This is a genomic window from Paenibacillus sp. 1182 (assembly GCF_017833915.1).
Lineage (GTDB): Bacteria > Bacillota > Bacilli > Paenibacillales > Paenibacillaceae > Paenibacillus > Paenibacillus polymyxa_D.
Map to the genome: position 1 here is coordinate 486665 of NZ_JAFICR010000001.1, position 23502 is coordinate 510166.

General features: G+C 44.7%; 19 protein-coding genes. 16 read left to right on the forward strand and 3 right to left on the reverse strand.

What is annotated here, in order from left to right; all coding sequences use genetic code 11:
- Positions 1-212: 212 nt before the first annotated feature.
- The 4 genes from JOD82_RS02395 (at position 213) to JOD82_RS02410 (ending at position 4528) form a co-directional block, all read left to right on the forward strand.
- Positions 213-1514 carry a hemolysin family protein gene (locus JOD82_RS02395; protein WP_209947529.1) on the forward strand — a complete coding sequence of 434 codons (1302 nt, stop codon included), beginning with the start codon at positions 213-215 and terminating at the stop codon, positions 1512-1514.
- 205 nt (positions 1515-1719) lie between these two features.
- Complete coding sequence (gene bioB, locus JOD82_RS02400; RefSeq protein ID WP_209947462.1) at positions 1720-2727, forward strand: biotin synthase BioB; 1008 nt, start codon at positions 1720-1722, stop codon at positions 2725-2727.
- Between the two features lie 36 nt (positions 2728-2763).
- Positions 2764-3882: a glycerol dehydrogenase gene (locus JOD82_RS02405; protein WP_029517505.1), complete on the forward strand. Its 1119-nt coding sequence runs from the start codon at positions 2764-2766 to the stop codon at positions 3880-3882.
- A 154-nt stretch (positions 3883-4036) separates the two neighbouring features.
- Positions 4037-4528: a hypothetical protein gene (locus JOD82_RS02410; RefSeq protein WP_209947464.1), complete on the forward strand. Its 492-nt coding sequence runs from the start codon at positions 4037-4039 to the stop codon at positions 4526-4528.
- Positions 4529-4600: 72 nt separating this feature from the next.
- Here JOD82_RS02410 and JOD82_RS02415 read toward each other — a convergent pair whose 3' ends face one another.
- Positions 4601-5833, reverse strand: a complete 1233-nt coding sequence (locus tag JOD82_RS02415) for an aminopeptidase (RefSeq protein ID WP_039273168.1) — start codon at positions 5831-5833, stop codon at positions 4601-4603.
- Between the two features lie 162 nt (positions 5834-5995).
- On the opposite strand from JOD82_RS02415, the gene JOD82_RS02420 reads away from it, so the two are divergent.
- From JOD82_RS02420 to JOD82_RS02460, 9 genes are all read left to right on the forward strand, one after another.
- The gene (locus JOD82_RS02420; RefSeq protein WP_023988878.1) at positions 5996-6292 is read left to right on the forward strand and encodes a hypothetical protein; all 297 of its coding nucleotides are present in this window, start codon (positions 5996-5998) and stop codon (positions 6290-6292) included.
- 126 nt (positions 6293-6418) lie between these two features.
- Positions 6419-7222 (forward strand): MBL fold metallo-hydrolase, encoded by an 804-nt coding sequence (locus JOD82_RS02425; RefSeq protein ID WP_039273163.1) that lies wholly within the window; start codon positions 6419-6421, stop codon positions 7220-7222.
- Positions 7223-7359: 137 nt separating this feature from the next.
- A complete protein-coding gene (locus JOD82_RS02430) occupies positions 7360-8379 on the forward strand; it encodes an aldose 1-epimerase (RefSeq protein ID WP_209947465.1) in 1020 nt (339 codons plus the stop codon).
- 155 nt (positions 8380-8534) lie between these two features.
- The gene (locus JOD82_RS02435; protein ID WP_209947467.1) at positions 8535-9236 is read left to right on the forward strand and encodes a FadR/GntR family transcriptional regulator; all 702 of its coding nucleotides are present in this window, start codon (positions 8535-8537) and stop codon (positions 9234-9236) included.
- A gap of 96 nt (positions 9237-9332) precedes the next feature.
- A complete protein-coding gene (locus tag JOD82_RS02440) occupies positions 9333-10877 on the forward strand; it encodes a 2-isopropylmalate synthase (protein ID WP_029517510.1) in 1545 nt (514 codons plus the stop codon).
- Positions 10878-11041: 164 nt separating this feature from the next.
- Positions 11042-12430, forward strand: coding sequence for a class II fumarate hydratase (gene fumC, locus JOD82_RS02445; protein WP_165146542.1), 1389 nt, complete (start codon positions 11042-11044; stop codon positions 12428-12430).
- Positions 12431-12629: 199 nt separating this feature from the next.
- The gene (locus JOD82_RS02450; protein ID WP_029517512.1) at positions 12630-14096 is read left to right on the forward strand and encodes a potassium/proton antiporter; all 1467 of its coding nucleotides are present in this window, start codon (positions 12630-12632) and stop codon (positions 14094-14096) included.
- A 216-nt stretch (positions 14097-14312) separates the two neighbouring features.
- Positions 14313-15434 carry a phosphodiester glycosidase family protein gene (locus JOD82_RS02455; RefSeq protein ID WP_029517513.1) on the forward strand — a complete coding sequence of 374 codons (1122 nt, stop codon included), beginning with the start codon at positions 14313-14315 and terminating at the stop codon, positions 15432-15434.
- 41 nt (positions 15435-15475) lie between these two features.
- Positions 15476-16480, forward strand: coding sequence for a stalk domain-containing protein (locus tag JOD82_RS02460; RefSeq protein ID WP_029517514.1), 1005 nt, complete (start codon positions 15476-15478; stop codon positions 16478-16480).
- Between the two features lie 125 nt (positions 16481-16605).
- Here JOD82_RS02460 and JOD82_RS02465 read toward each other — a convergent pair whose 3' ends face one another.
- Positions 16606-17145, reverse strand: a complete 540-nt coding sequence (locus JOD82_RS02465; protein ID WP_209947469.1) for a helix-turn-helix domain-containing protein — start codon at positions 17143-17145, stop codon at positions 16606-16608.
- A gap of 269 nt (positions 17146-17414) precedes the next feature.
- Here JOD82_RS02465 and JOD82_RS02470 point away from each other — a divergent pair, with 269 nt between their 5' ends.
- Complete coding sequence (locus JOD82_RS02470) at positions 17415-17828, forward strand: DoxX family protein (protein WP_209947471.1); 414 nt, start codon at positions 17415-17417, stop codon at positions 17826-17828.
- Between the two features lie 49 nt (positions 17829-17877).
- On the forward strand, positions 17878-18744 hold the full coding sequence (locus tag JOD82_RS02475; protein ID WP_209947473.1) for a VOC family protein: 867 nt from the start codon (positions 17878-17880) through the stop codon (positions 18742-18744).
- Between the two features lie 78 nt (positions 18745-18822).
- Here the strand turns inward: JOD82_RS02475 and glsA are convergent, their stop codons facing one another.
- Entirely contained in the window at positions 18823-19761 is a 939-nt protein-coding gene (gene glsA / locus JOD82_RS02480) for a glutaminase A (RefSeq protein WP_209947475.1), read from the reverse strand.
- Between the two features lie 295 nt (positions 19762-20056).
- Here glsA and JOD82_RS02485 point away from each other — a divergent pair, with 295 nt between their 5' ends.
- Positions 20057-23497, forward strand: coding sequence for an amino acid adenylation domain-containing protein (locus JOD82_RS02485; protein WP_245248883.1), 3441 nt, complete (start codon positions 20057-20059; stop codon positions 23495-23497).
- The last annotated feature ends 5 nt before the right edge of the window (positions 23498-23502 follow it).

Genomic DNA, 23502 nt, shown 5'->3' on the forward strand with positions numbered 1-23502 from the left:
GTATAGTTATATAATTAAATATAAGCTGATGAATAATCTAATCATTTATGCGGAATATGGCTTTGGAAGCCGGAAGGAGTGAATGTGTTGGGAAGTTGACGCTGCTTATGATGTGTTATCGTTCTGTCTATGATGAAACTATCCGAAGGAGGTGCGCCTGTCTGCCGTAATGACGGCTGATGGGGAGCATATTGAGTGACCCTTTACCGAGTATGTTTAACTTATTTATTGTTTTTGCATTAGTACTATTGAATGGTTTTTTTGTATCTGCGGAATTTGCCATGGTGAAGGTCAGAGGCAGCCGTATTGAGACTTTGGTGGAGGCGGGCAATAAAAAGGCCGTATACGCCGCCAATATGTTACACAACTTGGACGCTTATTTGTCTGCCTGCCAGTTGGGTATTACACTGGCATCGTTGGGACTAGGATGGATCGGAGAGCCGGCCATCGCACATTTGATCGAACCTGTATTTACAGCCGCTGGATTAGGAGCGGTATATGTGCACGGTACTGCCGTGGTTATTGCATTTATTGTTATTACGATTCTGCATATTGTGTTGGGTGAATTGGCGCCCAAAACGATAGCTATTCGTAAATCTGAGACCATTACGCTGTATTCAGCCATGCTGATGACTTGGTTTTACAAGTTGATGTATCCATTCATATGGGCGTTAAATGGAATGGCGAACAGCCTGCTGCGTTTATTCCGTCTGGAGCCGGTATCCGAGAATGACGATTCCGCGCATACCGGAGATGAAATACGCATTCTGATGAAAGAAAGCAATAAGAGCGGACTAATTGATAATACGGAATTGGCGCTTGTTGATAATATATTTGATTTTACCGACACGACCGCCAGGGAAATCATGATTCCGCGAACTGAGATGATCTGCTTATACAGTAATGAGTCCACAGAAGAAAATCTCGCGATTGCGACGGAAAGCATGAGAACCCGTTATCCAATCTGCGCCGAAGATAAGGACCATATTATCGGCTTTATCCATATTAAGGACCTTCTGCGGGCGAACACACTGGATACCCGTACGATGATTCGACCGATTCTTGCTGTCCCTGAATCTACGCAAATTAGTGATCTGCTCAAACGCATGCAGCGTAGCAAGACGCAAATCGCAATTTTGATTGATGAATATGGCGGTACATCGGGTATGGTAACGCTGGAAGATATTATGGAAGAAATCGTTGGTGAAATTCAGGATGAGTTCGATCAGGAACGTCCGAGTTGTGAGCAGATTAATGACGAGGAATTTTCCATTGACGGCATGTTATTAATTGATGAAGTGAACGACCGCTTTGGGCTGGATCTTGATCATGAGGATTATGATACGGTAGGGGGCTGGCTATACTCACATGTCGAGGTTATTCCCCCACAGCCTGGTCAGACTGTAATGTTTGAGGGATGTATGTTCACGGTAGAAGAAGTTGAAAACAAGCGGATTTCACGTATTCGGCTGATAAAACAGCTTATCGTCGTGGAAGAAGCAGGAGTCTCATAACGGAATAAACCTAGAGAGCGACCTTGAACGATGTGGGGTCGCTTTTTATTTTGTCTCCTTTACAGAATGGACATGAATTGATATGATGTTCGTGTGATTGTCAACCTAATTATAATTATTTGGGTTGACAATAAAAAAGGAACTTCCTCTTCGTTGAAAATCTTATCCATTTACATGATCATTAAATTTTGGGAGGCAAGAAGGTATGAATTTACTAAACGAGGTTATAGATTGGGGCTCGTTGGCTGAAAAAGCAATACACGGCAGCCGTGTATCGCTGGAAGAAGGCATAGCGGTACTGGAAGCCGATGATGAGGAGTTATTACCGATTATGCAAGCTGCATTTCGAGTACGACACCATTTTTACGAAAAAAAAGTAAAGCTCAACATGATCATGAACGCCAAAAGTGGCCTGTGCCCAGAGGATTGCGGTTATTGCTCACAATCTATCGTATCCACGGCGCCTGTGAACAAGTATAGTATGTTGGACAAGGAATCACTGTTGGCTGGAGCTAGGGAAGCAGTTGCACGGAGAGCAGGGACGTATTGCATCGTAGCTTCGGGCAAGGGCCCAACAGATCGGGAGCTGGATCAGGTGATTGAGGCTGTACAAGAAATTACTCATACAATGCCACTCAAAATTTGCGCTTGCTTAGGGATTCTCAAGGGAGATCAGGCACGGCGGTTGGCAGAGGCTGGGGTACATCGATACAATCATAATTTAAATACAAGTAAGGCCAACTATCCCTCGATTACAACCACACATACATACGATCAACGCGTCGAAACTGTGAAAATGGCACAATCTCACGGAATGTCTCCATGCTCTGGCGTTATTATCGGGATGGGGGAAACGAATGAGGAAATCGTTCAAATGGCTTATGCCTTACGGGAGTTGGATGCTGACTCTATTCCGGTTAACTTCTTGAATCCAGTCCCCGGAACCCCATTGGAGGGAGCAAAGCGAATATCACCTATCCAATCTTTGAAAGTGCTGGCACTGTTCCGATTCATCTGTCCATCCAAAGAAATACGCGTTGCAGGTGGACGAGAGTTGAATTTACGCTCATTACAACCGTTATGCCTGTATGCAGCGAATTCAATTTTTGTTGGAGATTATTTAACGACAGAAGGCCAAGAGGTCACATTTGATCATCAAATGATTGAAGATCTTGGTTTTGAAATTGAGATGTGTGCCCTTTCAACCGTATAATAGAAATTGTACAAACTTGGAAGGGAGAGTTAAACAATGAGCGAAAAAGTATTTATTAGTCCAGGTAAATATGTGCAAGGGAAAAATGTGATTGATAAAACAGGTGAGTATGTTAAGCCATTAGGCCGTACTGCCTTGGTTATTGCGGACAAGCTGGTTTGGGAGATTGCAGCCGACCGCGTGGTAAAAAGTCTGGAACTGGCTGATATTACAGCAGTTAAAATTGAATTTCAAGGGGAAGCCTCCAAAAACGAAGTCAACCGTATTGTGGATCAGGGACGAAGCGCCCAGGTCGACATTGTCATTGGTGTAGGTGGCGGTAAAACGCTGGATACCGCTAAAGCTGTAAATGAACTTCTCGGTTCCTCAGTTGTGATTATTCCAACGACTGCTTCTACAGATGCCCCTACTAGTGCACTATCTGTTTTGTACACCGACGAAGGTGCATTTGATACGTATTCCTTTTTCAGTAAAAATCCGAGCCTGATCCTAGTGGACACAAAAGTCATATCTCAAGCACCGCCCTTATTCCTCTCCTCAGGCATTGCAGATGCCATGGCGACGTGGATTGAAGCCCGTGCGGTCATTGAAGCTCGCGCAACGACAATGGCTGGTGGTTTGCCAACTTTGGCGGCAGAAGCCATTGCGTCCAAGTGTGAGGAAGTTCTTTTCGATTACGGACTGCAGGCTTACGAATCCGTGAAACGCAAAGTCGTCACACCTGCGCTTGAAGCGGTAGTGGAGGCGAATACGTTGCTAAGCGGTTTGGGCTTTGAAAGCGGCGGTTTGGCAGGCGCACATGCGATTCACAATGGTTTTACCGTTCTGGAAGGAGATATTCATCACCTAACACATGGTCAGAAGGTAGCTTTTGGCACCTTAGTCCAGCTTGCCTTGGAAAAAAGACCTTTGTCCGAGGTGGAGCGGTATATTGACTTTTATCTAAAACTCGATCTGCCTGTCACGCTGGAAGACATTAAGCTACAGGAAACTTCCCGAGAGGATTTGTACCGGGTAGCTCAGGCTGCTACCAAAGAAGGCGAAACTGCTCACAATCTACCATTTGCTGTCACAGCGGATGATGTGCTTGATGCAATTTTAGCGGCTGACCAGTATTCACTTGCCTATAAGGCCAAAATTGGACATAGAAACTAACTCCATACGAAATAAAGTAGATTCAAAGGCCGCTGATCAGCGGCCTTTTTTCCATTATTTAACTTGCAACTTATGTTATGATTTTTATGGTACATAATCAGGAAATGCCGGGAGTATATTTAGGGCTTCCCTAAAATTTGAGAGGAGTTTAGCGATGGCAAAATGGAACGTAGAAGATCAAGGTATTCAATATACTATTGAGTACAAGCGTAGCTTAACTGGCGGGAGAATTATTGTGAATGGAAGCGAGCAGAAGGTTAAAAGCCAGAATGCATTTTTGAACTTGATTGATTTTCCTATTAAATTGAAAGAAAAAGCTGTAAATGTTGTTGTCATTGATAACAAAGCGGATTTAGCTGTGGACGGTGTATATCTTGGGTCCAATCAACCTTATGTTCCTGTGAGTAAAGTTCCGGGCTGGAGTTGGGCTTTTGTCGTGGTCAGCTTGGTTATAGGATTGCTATTTTCGGGGATTTTCGGTGTGTGTATAGGAATATTGGGCAGCATGTTTTACGTGAAATCATCTTTATCCATGCATCAAACCACCAATCGAAGAGTTGTAAATTGCTTTATTGTCTTTTTCATCATCAGCGTGATACAAATTGTTTTTGGAATTGCAGCGAATTCTTGGATTAACACGTTGTAAAATAGATCAACTTAGCCTAAGGTTGAAGCAAGAAGGCTCTCACGCATGAAGCGGTGAGAGCCTTTTGCTGTGTTAGATCGCCCAATTTCCTTTACGGAAGATAGGTTCCTCAGTACCGTCCTCAGTAACGCCGTTGATGTCCATTTCACCTGAACCGATCATAAAGTCGACGTGAGTCAGACTGGAATTCAGGCCGTTGGCAGCCAACTGCTCTTGAGTCATATCCTTGCCGCCTTTAAGGTTAAATGCATAAGCATTACCGATGGCCAAGTGGTTAGAGGCATTTTCATCAAACAACGTATTATAGAATAAAATATTTTTATCAGAGATAGGTGACTTGTGAGGTACAAGAGCAACCTCACCCAGGTAGTGTGAACCTTCATCCATTTCTACGAGATGCTGAAGAGTTTCCAAACCGGTTTCTGCCTGTACATCGACAATACGTCCATTTTCAAAAGTCAGTGAAAAGTTGTCGATGATATTTCCGCTGTAGCTAAGTGGCTTGGTGCTGCTGACCTTACCGTTCACTCCCGTTTTAAGCGGAGCTGTAAACACTTCCTCAGTAGGCATATTGGCTACAAAAGTATGTCCCTGTTGGTTGACGCTTTCAGCCGCTACCCACAGATGATCTTTTGCCAATTCGATGGTGAGATCTGTGCCTGGAGCCAGATAATGCAGCTTTTTATAGCGTTTGGCATTTAAAATATCAGATTTACTGGAAAGGGTTTTCAAATGCTCTTTCCATGCCTCCACGGGGTTATCCAGATCCACACGCACGGTGCTGAAAATGGCATCCCACAGTTTATCCATTTGCTCGGAAGCTGGCAGATCAGGGAATACTTTGGCAGCCCATTCTGCAGAAGGATAAGCAATCAGAGACCAACTGAATTTGTCAGCCATTTGATATTCGCGGTATTGACGTAATTCATGTGACCGCACGCGCTGAGCAGCAGTAATTCGGCTGGACGGAATCCCCTGAAGCAAATCCGGATTTTCTGCAATGACATGGAGGACAGCTGCGCCATTTTCGACCTCTTCAGTCATTTCGGCTGCGTACCATTTGGGAGCAATATTAAAAGTTTCATCAGGAGCTAGTTCATACTGTAATCGAGTAATGGTCTCATCACTCCATTTTACTGTAACCAGCTTGGCTCCGGCAGTATACGCTGATTTGACGATAAGTCTCACGAGTTCGGCGGACAAAATTGGTGCATGAACGATGAGTGTCTGCCCAGGATGGACATTGGCGCCGACCCGAACGGCTAACTCGGCATATTTTTGCAATTTTTGTTGAAAATCTGACATGTAACTTTCCTCCATTTCACGAAAAGCCTTAAATAAGGCTTGGGTAACTTGCACAGTTTTTTTGCAAATTCCACACATAGCTTATATATTGTACAATGTAACGAAAAGGTTCACAAATTAGTTTTGGTACTATTTAGTGAAAATGAAAGGGCGGATAGATGAATGACAGAGCAAAATTCACCTCAGGAAGTGAAAGAAGTACATATTCAACAGGCACAAATGACAAGAGATGAGAATGGTGCTTATTTGGGCCAAGTGGTATTTGGAGTAGACGGGCAGAGTTCTGTATATGAAATCACATTCCACAGTAAAAGGGGAAAGGAATGGGATTACAGTCTCCATTTTGCGGGAGAGCCACGGGTGGAGGAAGAGATGCTGCAAATGGATAGCTGGATTGAAGAGAACGATGATTTATTCGACTATTTGCTAGATACGGCATGGAGCAAATTACCCGAGTAATGTAAACATGGTCTATTTTCGTGACAAGCGGATTATATTTAGCAGTGTCCGCATAATCTGCTGACATGGGGGAAGCCTAAAGGTCGATATTAACAGTAAATTCCATGTGAATAGGAGGGTGAAGCTTTGGCAAATCATCTGTTCACCGAAGGAATGACGGCAAATGAAGAGGCTGCTCCCGATCTCCTGAGCTTACGGACGCTATTTGTAAATATGTGTTTTATTGGGGAGCCAGGAAGCCGTTCCTGGGTGCTGGTGGATACGGGGATGACAGGATTTACGGACTCGATTATACGCCTGGCAGAGGAACGGTTCACTGGCCCTCCGATCGCTATTGTGCTTACACATGGTCATTTTGATCATGTAGGTTCGGTTATTGAGTTGGTACAGCATTGGGGTACACCTGTTTATGCACATCCTTTGGAATTACCTTATTTGACGGGAATGAAGGATTATCAAAAACCTGACCCTAGTGTAGGGGGAGGTTTAATGTCGGGCATTTCCTTCTTATACCCCAGTGATGCTATAGATCTCGATGATCGCATCACCTCCCTGCCCCAAGATGGCAGTGTCCCTGGTGCCCCTGGTTGGAAGTGGCTGCACACGCCAGGACATACGCCTGGTCATGTATCGCTTTTTCATGAGCGAAGAAGGTTAATGGTGGCCGGTGACGCTTTTATTACGGTGAAACAGGAATCGGCACTGGCCGTTATTTTACAGGAAAAAGAAATACACGGGCCTCCTGCGTATTTTACAACAGATTGGCAAGCTGCGCAGCGCTCGGTGGAAATGCTGGCCAAGTTAAAGCCTGAGATTGCAGTTACAGGACATGGTCATTACATGCATGGTGCTGAGCTGACAGATCAGCTAGAGCGACTGGCAGGAGATTTTGAGCACATGGCTGTACCCAAACAAGGGCGTTATGTGTAGTCATGTGTGAAGGACGATGCCTTGCGGGGCATCGTTTTTTTTGTGGACGTGGAATTTTTTTGCTCAGCATGGTATAGTCAAGCCAAAAGCTAAACGCTTTCATTAAACATCGTCATTTCATCAAGGAGGATTTTTTGATGACACAACAACATGCTGCAATTGGTGATCTTTATTATGGAATACCGGCGATTCGTCTTAAATTTGGACGATATGAAGCGGTTGCCCTGCCGGGAAACGGCGCAAATCTGATTTCTTTTCGTGACAATGAAACGGGATATTCTTTTCTGCGTGAGCCAGATGCTGAGAGCATAGAGGCTTTTAAGCAAAGCCCGTCCGTTTACGGAATTCCTTTCCTGTTCCCTCCGAATCGGTATGAGGATGGAAAATTCCTGTGGAATGGTGTTACATATGAGCTGCCGATAAATGAAGAGGCGACCCACAACCATCTGCACGGCTTTTTACACACTGTTCGGTGGGAGGTCGAGGACTACGGTTCCGGGGAGCAGGGCAGCTATGTGGTAATAAATCAGCATGTAAGGGAAGGACATCCCATGTTCCGCTATTTACCCTTCACCTTTACCATGAAACTAACGTACAGTCTGGACGAATTTGGCCTGCATCAGCGTTATGTGATCCATAACGAGGGCGATCAACCGATCCCCAATTTATTTGCCTTTCACACAGCGATTCGCGTTCCGTTCGTACCCGATAGCTCGCCTGAGGACTACAAGATTAAGGTCACAATCGGTGAGCGTCGTGAGCTGACGGAACGGTTGTTGGCCACAGGTCAGTTCCAGCCTTTATCTCCGGAAGAGGAACTGCTGAAGACGACGGGAGTTAGTCCTTATTTTGCCTCTATGGATAATCATTACACGGCAGCTCCGCAAAATGGACGCAACTACATGGAACTGACACACAGTAAGACAGGTGCTACCCTCGTATACGATGTAGGTACAGCTTATAAGCATTGGATGATCTGGAATAACAAAGCGAACAAGGAATTCGTCTGTCCTGAGCCGCAAATGAACATGATCAATGCACCGAATCGTCCGGACTTGCCTGCGGAGGAGATCGGATTGATAGCACTGGCTCCAGGCCATATTTTTGAAGCAACCAGCCGTTTGTATTGTATTACACCTAATAAATCGAAATCCTAGCATTTAAATTTATCCTTATAGGCCTGTATCGTGTCCAACGGTGCAGGCTTTATTTGGGGTTGTAAAGCACAGGTAAGGGCCAATGGGGAAGGAGGACGAAAAAGGTTGCAGAATGCCAAGCAGTCATAGTATGATACGAAACAGGAGATGATCAGATGAATTTTCCTTTTCAAGCCGTCAAACGCAAGCAAATCGCCGATGAAGTAGCTGAACAGCTGCAACGAAAAATTGCTGCTGGTGAATGGGATGTGGGCACTAAGATTCCAAGCGAACCTGAGCTCATGAAGCTATTCGGAGTCGGGCGATCTACAGTACGTGAAGCGGTTAGCGTTCTGGTGCATGCCGGTCTATTAGAGAAAAAGCAAGGACACGGAACTTTTGTTTGCCAACCGACAACTTCTCATGAGCCATTGGATTACCGTCTAAGCCGTGCTGAAATTATTGAGGTTTATGAAGTGCGGAGTGTGTTGGAACTAGAGATTGCCAGATTGGCTGCGTTACGTCGTAAAGACGAGGATCTACGCTTGATGCGTGAGGCGCTGGATCGTCGTGCTGCAACCCTGGCCGCTGGAGATATGAACGGGTATTTGGATGCGGATATCACTTTTCACTTGGCTGTTGCCGGAGCTACACGCAATAAGGTGCTTACAGATGTATATGGCAGCTTTGTAGAGGCCATTCGCAAGGCGTTGAACAATCTCATTACCGATCCGGCGATGCAAAATCATTTTACTGTGCAGCATGAAAAAATATATGAAGCAATCCGGGATCAGGATGGCAAGGCTGCCGAGATGTATAGTATTCAACATTTGGACGGCACCAAGCTGGAGCTGCAAAAGCATATGGGAAGTTCATAATTTTTTTTACTCTTAAACATCAGATGATCGGATGAATAAAATATTTAAACCTTCTACTTGAGCATCTCCTAAAATCAAACCAAAGGTGGTATCTGTATGCGCAAAATATGGGTGTTGGACACAACGTTAAGAGATGGAGAACAATCACCAGGAGTTAGCTTAACTAGCACGGAAAAGGTGGAAATTGCCCTTCAGCTGCAAAAATTAGGCGTAGATCGGATTGAGACCGGCTTTCCAGCAACCTCGCCTGGTGAGATCACCAGCATGCAGGAGATTGCCAAACAGGTTACCCAAGCGACACTGGTTGGTTTTGCGCGCTCGAAAGAACAGGATATTGATGCGGTCAGAGAGGCGCTACGAGGAGCAGAGGATGCCTGTCTTCATTTGTTTCTGGCTACCTCACCTATTCACCGCCACCATAAGCTTCGAATGGATAAAACGAAAGTATTAGAGACCGCTGCTGCTGCCATTCGTTATGGACGCAAGTATTTCAGCAAGGTAGAATTTTCAGCAGAGGACGCCAGTCGTACCGAACTGGACTTTATTTGTGAGGTCGTAGATATGGCGATTCGTGCTGGAGCGACAATCGTCAATTTACCGGATACGGTGGGATATGCCTCCCCGGATCAGTTCGGTGAAATGTTTAGAATTGTAAAACAACAAGTGCCCGGTATCGAAAAAATACAACTTAGCACACATTGTCATGACGATCTTGGTATGGCAACAGCTAACACGCTGGCGGCCATCCGTAATGGTGTAGACCAATTTGAAGGTACCATCAATGGCATCGGTGAGCGAGCCGGAAATACACCTATCGAAGAAGTTGCACTGGCCCTTGACACCAGAACCGAGCTTTATGGTGCACAAACGAGTCTGGTTTTGGAGGAACTGTATGCTACCAGTCGCCTGGTGAGCAAACGAACGGGGATGTCGGTGCCGGGAAACAAGGCCATTGTTGGAGCCAATGCGTTTGCTCACGAGTCTGGTATACACCAAGACGGAATGCTTAAAGAGCGTACAACATATGAGATCGTGTCCCCTGAGCGTATTGGTCTGAAGACGAGTAAACTTGTGTTGGGCAAGCACTCGGGTCGACATGCATTTAAAGAAAAACTGGCGGACATGGGCTTTGATGCTTTGACGGAGGAACAGCTGCAAGAGACGTTCCGCAAATTCAAAGCATTGACGGATAAGAAAAAACAGGTGTTGGATGAAGACTTGCTCGTCCTGATGGACGAAAGCCGCAATGCCTCGCCTCAAATGTACACACTGGATTCCATTCAGGTGTCTTATGGTAATCAGTCGGTTCCAGTCGCATCCATTCGATTGGGTAAACAAGATGGGACAGCAATTGATGAAGTGGCAATGGGTAACGGTTCTGTAGATGCGATTTTCCATGCTATAGACAAGGCCAGTGGTGAAGAGGTGGAGTTGGAGGATTATTCGATCCAATCTGTAACTTATGGCAAAGACGCATTGGGGGAAGTGCACGCCATTTTGAGGCAAGGAGAGTACACAGCTCTGGGAAGAGGCACAAGTACTGATATTTTGGAAGCTAGCGCCAAAGCTTACATCGATGCGCTGAACAAGCTACTGGGCAGAAAAGAAGTGCATGCCAAAAGCAATATCACCATTAGTTGATCCTAGTGGTCAGGCTTGTAGACGAATTTTCCTTCTTCCTCCTCTGGACTCATCGTAAAAAAGCGCTTGCAAAATAAATGATAACATTTGAAATTTAATGTATAATAGGCAAGAGAGATCACCATATTTTGTCTGAATTACATAGGCCAAGAGGAGGAAATGAGTTGAACTACCGCATTGAAAAGGATACGTTGGGCGAAATCAAAGTACCAGCAGACCGTCTGTGGGGAGCGCAAACACAGCGCAGCAAGGAAAATTTCCCGATTGGCTCGGAGAAAATGCCATTAGAGGTCATACAGGCGTTCGCGGTGCTTAAAAAGAGCGCGGCGATCAGTAACTATAAGCTGGGTAAGTTATCACAGGAGAAGCAGGACGCCATTATTTATGCAGCGGACGAGATTCTCGCAGGGCGGGTTGATGACCATTTCCCGTTGGTTGTATGGCAGACAGGGAGCGGAACGCAGTCCAATATGAATGTGAATGAAGTGATTGCTCATCTGGGAAGCCAATGGTTACAAGAGCAGGGAAAAGATACGAAGCTGCATCCAAATGACGATGTTAACATGTCGCAAAGCTCAAATGATACGTTTCCTACGGCGCTTCATGTAGCGGGTGTCATTGCAGTGGAGGACCGTTTGTTGCCTGCTATCGATAAGCTCAAAGAGACTTTTCAACAGAAGTCAGAGCAATTCAAGGATATTATAAAAATTGGGCGAACCCATTTACAAGATGCGACACCGCTTACGCTGGGTCAGGAAATAAGTGGTTGGTATGCAATGTTAGACAAGAGCAAGCGAATGATAATCGACACGGTGCAATACATGAAGGAGCTGGCGATTGGCGGTACAGCGGTGGGGACTGGAATTAATGCTCATCCAGAGTTTGGCTCCCGAACCTCAGCGGAAATTTCCAGTTTCACTGGCAAAACGTTCACTTCCGCACCCAATAAATTTCATGCACTGACTAGCCACGATGAAGTGGTGGCCGTACATGGAGCAGTCAAAGCGCTCGCTGCCGATTTGATGAAAATCGCCAATGATGTTCGTTGGCTGGCAAGTGGTCCGCGTAGTGGCTTGGGCGAAATCACGATTCCTGCTAACGAGCCAGGTAGCTCCATCATGCCCGGCAAGGTAAATCCGACCCAGAGTGAAGCACTGACGATGGTCGCTACGCAAGTCATGGGTAATGATGCAGCTATCGGCTTTGCAGCAAGTCAGGGTAATTTTGAACTGAACGTGTTTAAGCCAGTAATCATATACAATTTTTTGCAGTCTGTTCATCTGCTGGCCGATTCCATCATTGCTTTTAATGACAACTGTGCCGTTGGCATTGAGCCTGATCTCACGAAGATTGAGCACAATTTGAATAATTCACTGATGCTGGTGACGGCATTGAATCCACATATCGGATATGAAAATGCCGCTAAAATCGCCAAACTTGCACATGCAGAAGGGCTGTCCCTAAAAGAAGCGGCACTCCGCAGCGGACTGTTGACTGAAGAACAGTTCGATCAATATGTTGTACCTGCGCATATGATTCATCCTAAAGCCTAAAGCACGACGATTGTCTCTGCTTAAGCCTTATAAAAAATATACAAACCAGCTCATCGAGTGCGATTTAGCACAAACCATGAGCTGGATTTTTTATTTTATTATATAATTTTTTGTTTAGAATTAGTATTCTGTGTGATTTGAGGGTATATAGATAAAAGGCGAAAAATTGAACATCTATTTTCAAGATAGGAGAAGCCGTATGGAACAGACAACCGTTATTAATTTTATTGTGCTTTTGCTGTCCGGCTTGCTGCTGGTCGGTGTGCTGACTACCAAATTTTCCAGCCGTTTCGGTATGCCTGCGCTTGTTTTGTTTATTGCCGTAGGCATGGTGCTCAGTCAGTTTATTTATTTTGATAATGCCTTTATCACACAACTAGTTGGCATTCTCGCGCTCATTGTAATCTTGTTTGAAGGCGGGATGCAGACAAAGTTTGCAGATGTTAAGCCAGTTATTCGACCTGCGTTGTCATTATCAACCTTGGGGGTCATCATTACGACTGTAGTCATTGGCGTCTGCGCCAAGTTTATTTTAGGCGTAAGCTGGATGGAATCCATGCTGTTTGGCGCTATTGTTGGTTCGACGGATGCGGCAGCCGTGTTTTCCGTTCTAGGAGGTAAAAACATCAAAAAGCGAATTACCTCGACGCTTGAAGCGGAATCCGGTAGTAATGACCCGATGGCTGTATTTCTCACAGTAACATTGATTGAGCTGATACATCACCCTGAGCAATCCATTTGGATACATATCTTGTTATTTTTATGGGAAATGGGCTTTGGTTTAGCCGTTGGTTTTGTACTCGGACGCTTAGGTGTATATGCCATTAATAAAATGAATTTTGATTCATCCGGTTTGTATCCTGTGATGGCATTGGCATTTGCGGTCTTGACGTATGCGGCGGCATCGTTACTAGAGGCAAGCGGATTGCTGGCGGTGTATGTCATGGCGATTGTATTGGGAAATTCCGACTTGACCTACAAGCGATCTATTATTCATTTTAACAATGGCTTTGCCTGGATGGTGCAGATTATGATGTTTGTCCTGCTCGGGTTATTGGTCTTTCCCGATCAATTGCTGGGCATTGCATGGCAAAGCTTGGCGCTCTCCTTCATCCTCATGCTCGTGGCTCGTCCAATAGGCGTGTTCCTAAGCTTGCTTTTTTCCAGGTACTCTGTGCGCGAGAAAACACTGTTATCCTGGGCAGGACTGCGTGGGGCGGTACCTATTGTACTCGCAACCTATCCTTTACTGGATGAGATGGATGTAGGACCTTTGTTTTTTAATGTTGTATTTTTCGTCGTGCTCACTTCTGCAATTATTCAAGGTACCACTATTTCGTGGCTAGCGGTGAAGCTTGGCTTGATGGACCCTAACGAGACGTCGTCTCCATCACTGCTGGAATTAGTTTCTCTGGGAAAAACTACTTCGGAAATCAACCACATTCAGGTACAAAATGGGATGTCGATAGCGGGCAAAGCGATTCAGGATATACAGTTGCCTGAAGATATTTTATTCACAGCCATCATTCGGAACGAGCAAATTATTGCCCCGAGAGGCACGACGGTGATTGAACCGGGCGATACTTTGTACGTGCTTAGTCCCAAACTCAAGCGACAGCAGATGAAAGAGCTGTTCATGCTGCTCGAACCGGAGGCTGCTCCGTAAATAGGATATCACCCCTACATTTCAGTCCTTCACATTTATGTGAAGGGCTTTTTAATGTATTCTTTTTCAGAGTGGATGAATCTGTTAAAAAATTGACACTATCATTCTACAAAATTAGTTTATGATATTGTCGTTAGATGTCGCAGCCTATCGTTACGGATCATTTGATGGGCAATAGTGATGAAATACGATAGAACCAAACAGGAGAGATGATAAATGAAACCGGAAGTCTTGCCACAGCGTGCAGCAGCTCGCAGGCAGAAAAATAAGAAAAAGAAACGAAAAGGAAAATTTGGTCGCTTTATGCTGCGACTTTTTATTGTATTCCTGTTAGCGGGAATTGGGGGTGGTGCATGGTTGTTTTTAACCCCTTCTGGCAAGGACATGCGCTATCTGGCTGCGGACACGCTGATTACGACTCAGCATCGTCACTGGGCGAAATATTTTATCGGCGAAGCAGAAGCGAAGAAACGAGTGGCTGAATATTCAGCCCGGTTCGAAGAGATGGGTGAGGAGAAGGATAGACATACAATCAACTTGCCTGATCTGATACCCACCAAAGTACAGCAAACGCCGTTGGTTGAAGTGGAAGAAGTGTCGGGTCGTAACTATCATGGCTATGTTATGACGGTGCATGACCCCACTAAAATTAGGCTCGGGATTCCAGCTAAAGTCGGCCGGGGAGAACATGTATCTAGCATGGTCGAGCGTTTGGGGGCTGTTGCTGGCGTAAATGGCGGTGGCTTTGCTGACCCCAACTGGAATGGGAATGGTTTTAAACCGATTGGCGTTGTCATTTCCCAGGGTAAGATATACTACAATGATATGGGGAGAAATGCCTCTGTTCAAATCGTAGGTATTGATAAACAGGGGAAAATGATAGCCGGTCACTATTCGTTGTCCGAGTTGTCCAAAATGAATGTGCAAGAAGCGGTTACTTTTCAACCACGTCTAATCGTGAATGGGAAAGGTCTGATTCGCAATGCAAGCGAGGGGTGGGGAATTGCCCCCCGTACCGCAATGGGGCAAAGAGCTGACGGTGCCATTATATTCGTGACCATCGACGGTCGTCAGCCTGGGTACAGCATTGGTGCCAACTTGTATGATATGCAAAATATTTTGCTTAAACATGGAGCAGTTATCGGTGCTAATCTGGATGGAGGTTCTTCAACGGTGCTAGTCAAGGATAATGCCATTGTAAACAAGCCTTCTTCTGAATACGGAGAGCGGTATTTGCCGACTGCGTTTCTCGTATTTGAGCATCCAGAGACCGTTAGTATCCCGAACATATGGGAAGGTTTGAATCCTGGAGACATTGACGCAGCCAAAAAGAGATAGGTCAGGAATGAACAAGTTCATTCAGTGAACGGAGACTGATGATGAAGCTAAAACGAGCAGGATTTCAGCGATTGTTTGTCGCCTTGTTAATGCTATCCTTACTCTTGACCACAATGCATCAGGCGGCTGCCGAAGCTACTAAACAGGGTGCCATAGCGTCTCAATCAACGCAGTTCATAGATATTGTTATAAACGGACAACCTATTGACAGCAAGGCTAAACCTCTATTGATCGACGGGAAGCTCATGGTTCCGCTTAAATCTTTAGCCGAAGCTGTAGGTGCAACCTACCACTGGGATGTCAAAAAGAAGCAGATTACGCTACAAAAGTGGGCAGAACCCTTGGTTCTTAAGGAGCGGTCACGTAAGAACCAGCAGCAACTTACCTTTGAGGTTGTAAGTGAAGAAGTATATATACCTCTGAGAGATGTTTCGCTTGATTTAGGTTATACGTTGGAGAAGACAAATACACAGATTCAGATTCAGCCGCCGATTCACGGTAAACTAAAAGAACAAATATATGAGGGAGATCTCGTGGCAGCACGCGAAGCGTTAATCCGCATAAACAGAAGTTCTGTCCATCCTTATATAGAACCACACCGTCCTAACACTGAGCTTCTGTCCAGTGTCTACATGTTCCCCCAAGGTGAAGCATTACGGTATTTTACAGTGAACGGGGATGTGCTGAGTCTGATTGAAGTGAAGGACGGTTTTCCGATTGTCACCTATCAAGGGTATGTGGGAGCTCCCTTTGATAAAGAATTTACAATGGAATACGACCCGCTGGGGCGTTTTTTGGAGAATAAAGCCAAAAATCAGTGGGGAACTTATCCGAAAATAAATAAGCCGCTGATCTACGAGTTCACTACAGGATGGGGAGACAGCAGTACCACTTTCTATGGGCGTATTACTACGGATAAAAAAGAAGAACTGCTGGGTACTACTGGTGATCCGATAACTGGACTCCCGGCTAATACCAAACAAATTATGAAAACCTTCAAGCTGCCGTGGGAATCGCGTACAGATGCCCAGCAGGTGATGGAATAAGTTAAAAGCAGCAATAGCAAATGAAAATATAAGAAGCGCGGATCGTTGAAGTAAAGATACTTCCGGTACGCGCTTTTTTCGATAGGATTTGTACTTTTGTTGCTTCGTGCTTGCGTAAATATCTATTAAACATCATTATTTGCTTCGAGAAACACGGAGATCAGAATTCGGGCGTTGTTTTCTCCCACATTTTTGACATAGTGGGGGATGGCTGCTCTCCAGCTAAAGGAATCTCCTGCTTCCAGGGTAGCTGTATCCTCGCCTTGCTCCACGTATACCGTGCCCTCCAAGATAAAATGAATCTCATCCCCTGCATGAGCATGCTCTTCTTCTGTAGATGAGCCGGGCGGCATTTCAACGAGCATCATTTTGACGTTACCCTGACCCCCCAAATGATCGACCTGGAGCCTGTTTTTACCATATAAGGTTTTACGGCGCTCGTCCTTGCGAATCACTTGCATGCGTTCCTCATCTTTAAGAAGCAGAAAAGCAAGAGGTACGTTCAGCGCATTAGCGATGCTGTCCAATGTAGCAATGGAAGGTGAGGTTTTATTATTTTCTACTTGACTCATAAACCCTTGCGATAGTCCGGTTCGTTCGCATATTTGCTGAATGGATAAATTTTTACGTTTACGAGCAGCGCGTATGTTGCATCCTATACTCATAGAGCGTTCCTCCTTTAAGAAAATATAATGTATACTAATGTAATATTTATCATACCAAATATTTTGTTGACAGACCACAGTTTCTTATGATAAATTCACATTACAAAATAATTATTTCTATTACTAATAATTCGAGTTTGATTCACATTCATGTGTTGCGGCATAGATTCAGACAGTATTATTTTTTTAACCAAATTATTAGTAATATAAATTAATTATTCATATGCACTTGTATGAGTGTAATAAACAAACAGAATGGAGAGATAAATATGAGTTCAGCAAGCAGAAATATTTCTACAATTATGCGGGTGGCACTGGGAATTTTGTTTTTGGCACACGGAATTGCTAAATTCCAAATGGGGTTGGGTAATGTAGCAGGCTGGTTTTCCAGCATTGGCGTTCCAGGATTTTTAGGTTATGTCATTGCGGTGATTGAGTTGGTCGGCGGAATTGCATTGATTCTTGGATTACTTACCCGCTATGTATCTGCGCTATTTGTGATTGTTTTGATCGGCGCTATTTTTACAGCAAAATTGTCCGGCGGGTTGATGGGGAATGGTCAAGGAGCTGGCTATGAGCTGGATATTGCTTTTATTCTTGTAGCACTTCATCTGGTATTTGCACCAACGACTCGCTTATCTCTGGATTCGTTGATCGGCCGTCGTGAGTCAACCGAACAATAATTTTTGAATAGCTTTAGTCCTCCAATCCATGTAGAAAGAGGGAAATCTCATGACAGCATATATTCATGACAACACCAAAATCGGGCAGGTTTCATTAAAAGTAAGCAACTTGGAACGTTCTATTCAATTTTATACAGAGGTCGTTGGTTTTCAGCTACTGCGTCAAACGGCGGATACCGCTGAATTGACTGTCGATGGGAAGCATGCGTTACTGATCCTTAACTATATTGAAAATGCAGTTATTCTGCCGCGCCAGTCCGCAGCCGGATTATACCACTTTGCTATTCTTCTACCGAACCGTGTAGCTCTGGGCCTGTCTTTACGTAATCTGCTGGCTCATGAGATTGAAATCGGACAGGGAGACCATGATGTAAGTGAAGCCCTATATATCCATGACCCCGATAATAACGGAATTGAAATCTATGCAGATCGTCCCCATGATCAGTGGAAAAAGGATGCAAATGGATTTTACATGATGGGAACAGATCCCGTGGATGCAGAAGATTTGGTTGCGATTTCCGAGAATTTACCTTGGCCGGGACTACCTGAGGGAACGGTAATCGGGCACGTCCACTTCCATGTGTCTAATTTGCTCAAAGCACAGCAATTTTATTGCGATGTGCTTGGCTTTGACATTACGTGCCGGTATGGCTCTTCAGCCTTGTTCGTTTCCGCAGGTGGTTACCACCACCATATGGGCTTGAATATATGGGCAGGTGAAGGAGCCCCACCAGCTCCTGAGCACGCTGCCGGACTGGATTATTTTGAATTGATCGTACCAGATCAGAATGAATTGAATGCCATTGTGGCTCGTTTAGAGGCAGCAGGCTATGGAGTGCAAGAACGCGATGGCGCCAAGTATGTAGCTGATCCGTTCCGCATTCAAATTAAACTGGTTAACGGTCAAATCTCGTAACATAGAAGGAACTCAACAAAAATAGAAAAGGGTATTCCTATAAGCCGTAAAGGCTGGGAATACCCTTTTTTCGTATATCTAGAACAAGCTCCAATCCAAATCCCGAGACATCGTCTCCAGCAAGTGTACACCGGCTGTACTGTTTCCCATACGGTTCAGAGAAGGTCCAACCAGTCCAATGCCATAGCGTCCAGGTACCATCGTCATAATACTGCCTGATACGCCGCTTTTGGCAGGTAGTCCGACTTGAATGGCGAATTCCCCTGAAGCGTCATACATGCCGCATGTCGTCATAAATGTTTTGGCGATCTGTACATAGCGGCGGGGAATCAGCGGTATACCTGTCACCGGATCACGGCCGTTGTAGGCTAGTACAAGTCCCATACGTGCTAAATCTGTACAGTTCAATTTGACAGCACAATGTCTGAAATAAACTTCAAGCACATCCTCCACATGACCTCTTAAAATACCTTTTTCCATTAGAAAATAAGCAAGGGAACGGTTTAAATGGCCTGTAGCTGATTCTGAATCGTAGACATCCTGATCATATTCCAATGTGTCATTGTGGGTGAGGAGGCGGAAAAATTGGAGAACACGGGCAAATTTCTCTTCTGGACTGTTCCCGCGAATCAGAGAGGAGATCGCGATTGCCCCCGCGTTAATCAGTGGGTTAAACGGAATTCCCGGCTCAACCAGTTCTAATTTTAGCATGGAATTAAAACGGTCTCCGGTAGGCTCCATCCCCACCTTAGAGAAGACAACGTCCTCTCCATTATCCATCAAGGCCAGAATGAGCGTAAATACCTTTGAAATACTTTGCATCGTAAATTGGATTTCCGTATCCCCGGCTACCACGGTTTCACCCTCACCGTTCATTACAACAACACCAAGCGCGTCGGCCGGGGCTTTGGACAGTTCGGGAATATATGCTGCTACCTTGCCATGAATATACTCATGACGGCTTTGTTCTACCCATTCCGGCAGTTTGGTCTGTAATCTCTGCCACTCCGATGTCATTTCTTTTCCTCCAGTCGAGTAACCAATCTGTGGTATTTTATTGTAGAGCAAAAAGTAGCTATATACTTATTTTAAAGAAATTTTCAGTCAAAAAACAAGCTCTGATGTCATTTCTTTTTCTCCAGTTAAATACCCAACCTAATGTAATATCGGAATTATAGTTTATCCTCTGTAGTCTTCATTCTCTTCATCCAACTGCCTATCCAGAAATCACTTCTAAGTGGCACATATACCTTTTTTAGCATTGGCTCATAAGAAAGATTCCCATCTTTAAAAAAGTTAATAGGAGAAGGAGATGAAGTGGAGCATGGTACACGGTATGTTAGCGGATTACCCGCGGGAGAAAACGATTCATCAACTGTTCGAAGAGCAGGTTGAGCGCACACCGGATCACATAGCAGTTGTATTTGGGGACAAGCACTTGACGTATGCTGATCTGAACAAACAGGCTAATCAACTAGCACATGTTTTGCGGGCTAAAGGTTTAGATCAAGACGAGGCTGTCGGAATGATGGTCGAATGTTCATTGGAAATGATCATCGGAATTTTCGGGATTTTAAAAGCTGGGGGAGCGTATGTGCCGATTGATCCTGAATACCCGAGGGAACGTATACGCTATATGCTGACGGATTCTGGTGCAAATCTCCTGCTGACCCGGCTTCCAATCCACCAGCAAACAGAACTCGCCAGTGTTGTACTGGATTTGATGGACAAGCGGAACTATGGGAAAGAAACAGGGAATCTCTCATCTAAGCAAGGTTCCGACACCCTTGCTTGCATTATGTATACGTCTGGCTCTACAGGCGTACCTAAGGGCACCCTGACGATGCACTACAATATTACACGTGTTGTTAAAAAGCCGAATTACATCCAATTCTCGACAAAAGATAGGATATTACAAGTGGCCAGTTTTTCGTTCGATGGTTCTACATTTGGTATTTATGGAGCTTTGCTTAACGGAGGCACTCTCGTTTTGAACTCACAAGATCAAACCATGAATGCACGTGAGCTATCAAGCGTCCTACGGACACAAAAGATCACGAAATGCTTCGTCACGACAGCACTTTTTAATGCATTGGTGGATGTGGATCCCGATTGCTTTGCAACAATTAAAACCTTGCTATTCGGTGGTGAGAAGGTTTCAGTCAGCCATGTGCGTAGAGCGTTTGCCCGTCTAGGTCCGGGCCGCTTAATTCATGTCTATGGACCGACGGAGAGCACGGTATTTTCTACTTATTATCATATCGATCATTTGGACGAAAATGCAAATACCGTACCGATCGGCAAACCCATCAGCAACACGAAGGTTTACATCTTGGATCAAGAGCAGCATCCTCTGCCACAGGGAGTTGCAGGTGAACTGTACATCGCTGGCGATGGATTAGTTAAAGGTTATTTGAATCGTCCAGAGCTGACAGAAGAGAGGTTTATTCAGTCTTCATGGGTACCTGGAGGCAGGTTGTATCGAACCGGAGATTTGGTGCAAGAGCAAGCGGACGGAAACATCGAATATATCAGCCGGATCGACGATCAAGTGAAAATACGGGGTTATCGAATTGAGCCTGGGGAAATAGAGTCGCATTTATTAAAAGTAGATGATATACAACAAGCGGCAGTTATTGCCCGTGAAAAGGAGGCCGGTCAAAAGCAACTGGAAGCATACTTTACGGCGACCAAAAAACTGACAGCAGATGAAATTAAAACGGCTCTCTCTATAAAGCTGCCGAATTACATGATTCCATCTTTTTATATACAACTAGAACAAATGCCATTGACACTGAATGGTAAGCTGGACCGCAAGGCACTGTTGGCCCTTGAAGAGAATATGCATGGTGGAGCAGAATATGTGTCTCCTAAGCCAGGACTGGAAACGAAGCTGATGGACATCTGGCAGGATGTATTGGGTGTGCAGCAGTTCAGTGTTTTAGATAGCTTCTTCGACCTCGGTGGGCATTCTATTCATGCACTTACATTAATGTCGAGAATGGAGCGTGCAGGATATCACGCCACTTTAACAGACATTTACCACTATAAAACGATTCGGGCACTCGCTGATTATCTTCATTCAACTCAGAATAATATTGTAGGGTCCGAAAAGCAACAGGACATCATAAAAACAACTCAAGAGTTGATATCTTGGCTTCACCAAGAAACAGATGGTGTTTACGAGCTGGTGAAATACCAAGTAAGGGATTTTATTCACGAAGTTAGAGATATTCAGGTGCTTTACTGCGACACGGTGGCTGACGTTAACCATATCATGCGGATCATGGACGGGAAAATAACTCAAGAGCTACTGCCACACTACATTGTACCACTGCATCAAAAAACTAAAATGGCTGATCTATACTGGACCATGGATGAAGAGGTATTTTTCCAACGTCTGGGCTTAAAAAGCATGGATCTGGATCAGGTGGAAGGTTTACGCAAGCTTCTGGAAAACGATTATTTGAAAAAAGATCAGTGGATTAAAACAGGAGCAGTGGCACAAGAATATCCGCTAAGTGGAATTCAGCAAATGCAAATTTCGTTTGATACACCTCCAAGTTTAGGTATATTTAGGCTGGATGAGTGCGTGAATTACGATTTTTTGGATCAGGCTTTCGCTCATTTTGTACAAAGTCAAGGATTACTGAGAAGTGTCCCGGTCCAAAGAGATGAATGGACTTATTGGAGGGAATACGTACCTTCTAGCGATGGTTTACCAAAACTCAACATCATTGATGTGTCGGATTACAACCCATGTGGTCCCATTACGGACATGATAAATGATTATGTTACGAACACCCGTTTCGCCGAAGAACATACTTTGTTCCACATGTTTGTGCTGAAACGAAACCTTCGTGAACATTATGTCATAACTATTTATCATCATGCGATATGCGATCGGGTGACCTCGGAAGTAGCTGAAAGACAGTTGGTTGCTTACTACAGGAGTCTGCTTCAAAATCGACCCCTTCCTACGGATGAAGTGAAGCCCTATGTGGAGTATGTCAATCTAATCCAAAGTGGACCGAAAGGAATTACGGAACAAGAATTGATATCAGCCTTTAATCTGGAAGCGTTCCAAAAAAGCAAGCAAAATGTCTTCCAGGCACCAAATCTTCGAACGTGCACAGAAGCCTACCTGTTTAACGTAAGCATCCCTGCTGAAAATCCTTCTTTGGAGTTTGCGCTTTCTGTCTATACAAGGGGCTTGCAAACTTATTTAGGTATGGATAAGCTACCATTGTTATTTTTATATGATGGAAGAAGGTACGAGGAGGCGGCTTATTATAACACGGCCGGTGAATTTATTGATTTTGTACCTATGCTGATCGAACTGAAACAAAATCCGGATGAAATGATGCAGTCTGTCAGAAGCAGACTGGAATTATTAAAACACCATACGATTAATTTTATGCATCTTCTTACAAGTCCTGATTACAAAGACAAGTGGGAACGTGCCAGAACACTTGCACAGTTTGGGAAGCAGTACGAGCAACTAGACTTATTCATGTTTAACTATTTAGGAAACAGCGCTAAGGCAGACTCAAAATACAGCAATTATTATGATGAAACTATCATAAAGCAACCCAATCCGCTGCCGATCTATTCACTGTTCAATTGCATTGCTTCTTCCTACACGGACGGCCTTATTTTTTCTATACGATGCAGTTACGAGATAGAGGTTGAGGAAGTCAGGGCTGCATTTTATCAAGCTGCCGGTATGGCATCCCGGATAGGGGAGGTTTAATAACG

Bases quoted from the DNA above. Each gene is read 5' to 3' on its own strand.
- JOD82_RS02470 (WP_209947471.1), top strand. From the start codon at position 17,415: ATGAGTTCAGCAAGCAGAAATATTTCTACAATTATGCGGGTGGCACTG.
- JOD82_RS02475 (WP_209947473.1), top strand. From the start codon at position 17,878: ATGACAGCATATATTCATGACAACACCAAAATCGGGCAGGTTTCATTA.
- glsA (WP_209947475.1), bottom strand. From the start codon at position 19,761: ATGACATCGGAGTGGCAGAGATTACAGACCAAACTGCCGGAATGGGTA.
- JOD82_RS02455 (WP_029517513.1), top strand. From the start codon at position 14,313: ATGAAACCGGAAGTCTTGCCACAGCGTGCAGCAGCTCGCAGGCAGAAA.
- JOD82_RS02420 (WP_023988878.1), top strand. From the start codon at position 5,996: ATGACAGAGCAAAATTCACCTCAGGAAGTGAAAGAAGTACATATTCAA.
- JOD82_RS02485 (WP_245248883.1), top strand. From the start codon at position 20,057: ATGAAGTGGAGCATGGTACACGGTATGTTAGCGGATTACCCGCGGGAG.
- bioB (WP_209947462.1), top strand. From the start codon at position 1,720: ATGAATTTACTAAACGAGGTTATAGATTGGGGCTCGTTGGCTGAAAAA.
- JOD82_RS02430 (WP_209947465.1), top strand. From the start codon at position 7,360: ATGACACAACAACATGCTGCAATTGGTGATCTTTATTATGGAATACCG.
- JOD82_RS02440 (WP_029517510.1), top strand. From the start codon at position 9,333: ATGCGCAAAATATGGGTGTTGGACACAACGTTAAGAGATGGAGAACAA.
- JOD82_RS02410 (WP_209947464.1), top strand. From the start codon at position 4,037: ATGGCAAAATGGAACGTAGAAGATCAAGGTATTCAATATACTATTGAG.
- JOD82_RS02435 (WP_209947467.1), top strand. From the start codon at position 8,535: ATGAATTTTCCTTTTCAAGCCGTCAAACGCAAGCAAATCGCCGATGAA.
- JOD82_RS02395 (WP_209947529.1), top strand. From the start codon at position 213: ATGTTTAACTTATTTATTGTTTTTGCATTAGTACTATTGAATGGTTTT.
- JOD82_RS02450 (WP_029517512.1), top strand. From the start codon at position 12,630: ATGGAACAGACAACCGTTATTAATTTTATTGTGCTTTTGCTGTCCGGC.
- JOD82_RS02415 (WP_039273168.1), bottom strand. From the start codon at position 5,833: ATGTCAGATTTTCAACAAAAATTGCAAAAATATGCCGAGTTAGCCGTT.
- JOD82_RS02465 (WP_209947469.1), bottom strand. From the start codon at position 17,145: ATGAGTATAGGATGCAACATACGCGCTGCTCGTAAACGTAAAAATTTA.
- JOD82_RS02405 (WP_029517505.1), top strand. From the start codon at position 2,764: ATGAGCGAAAAAGTATTTATTAGTCCAGGTAAATATGTGCAAGGGAAA.
- JOD82_RS02460 (WP_029517514.1), top strand. From the start codon at position 15,476: ATGAAGCTAAAACGAGCAGGATTTCAGCGATTGTTTGTCGCCTTGTTA.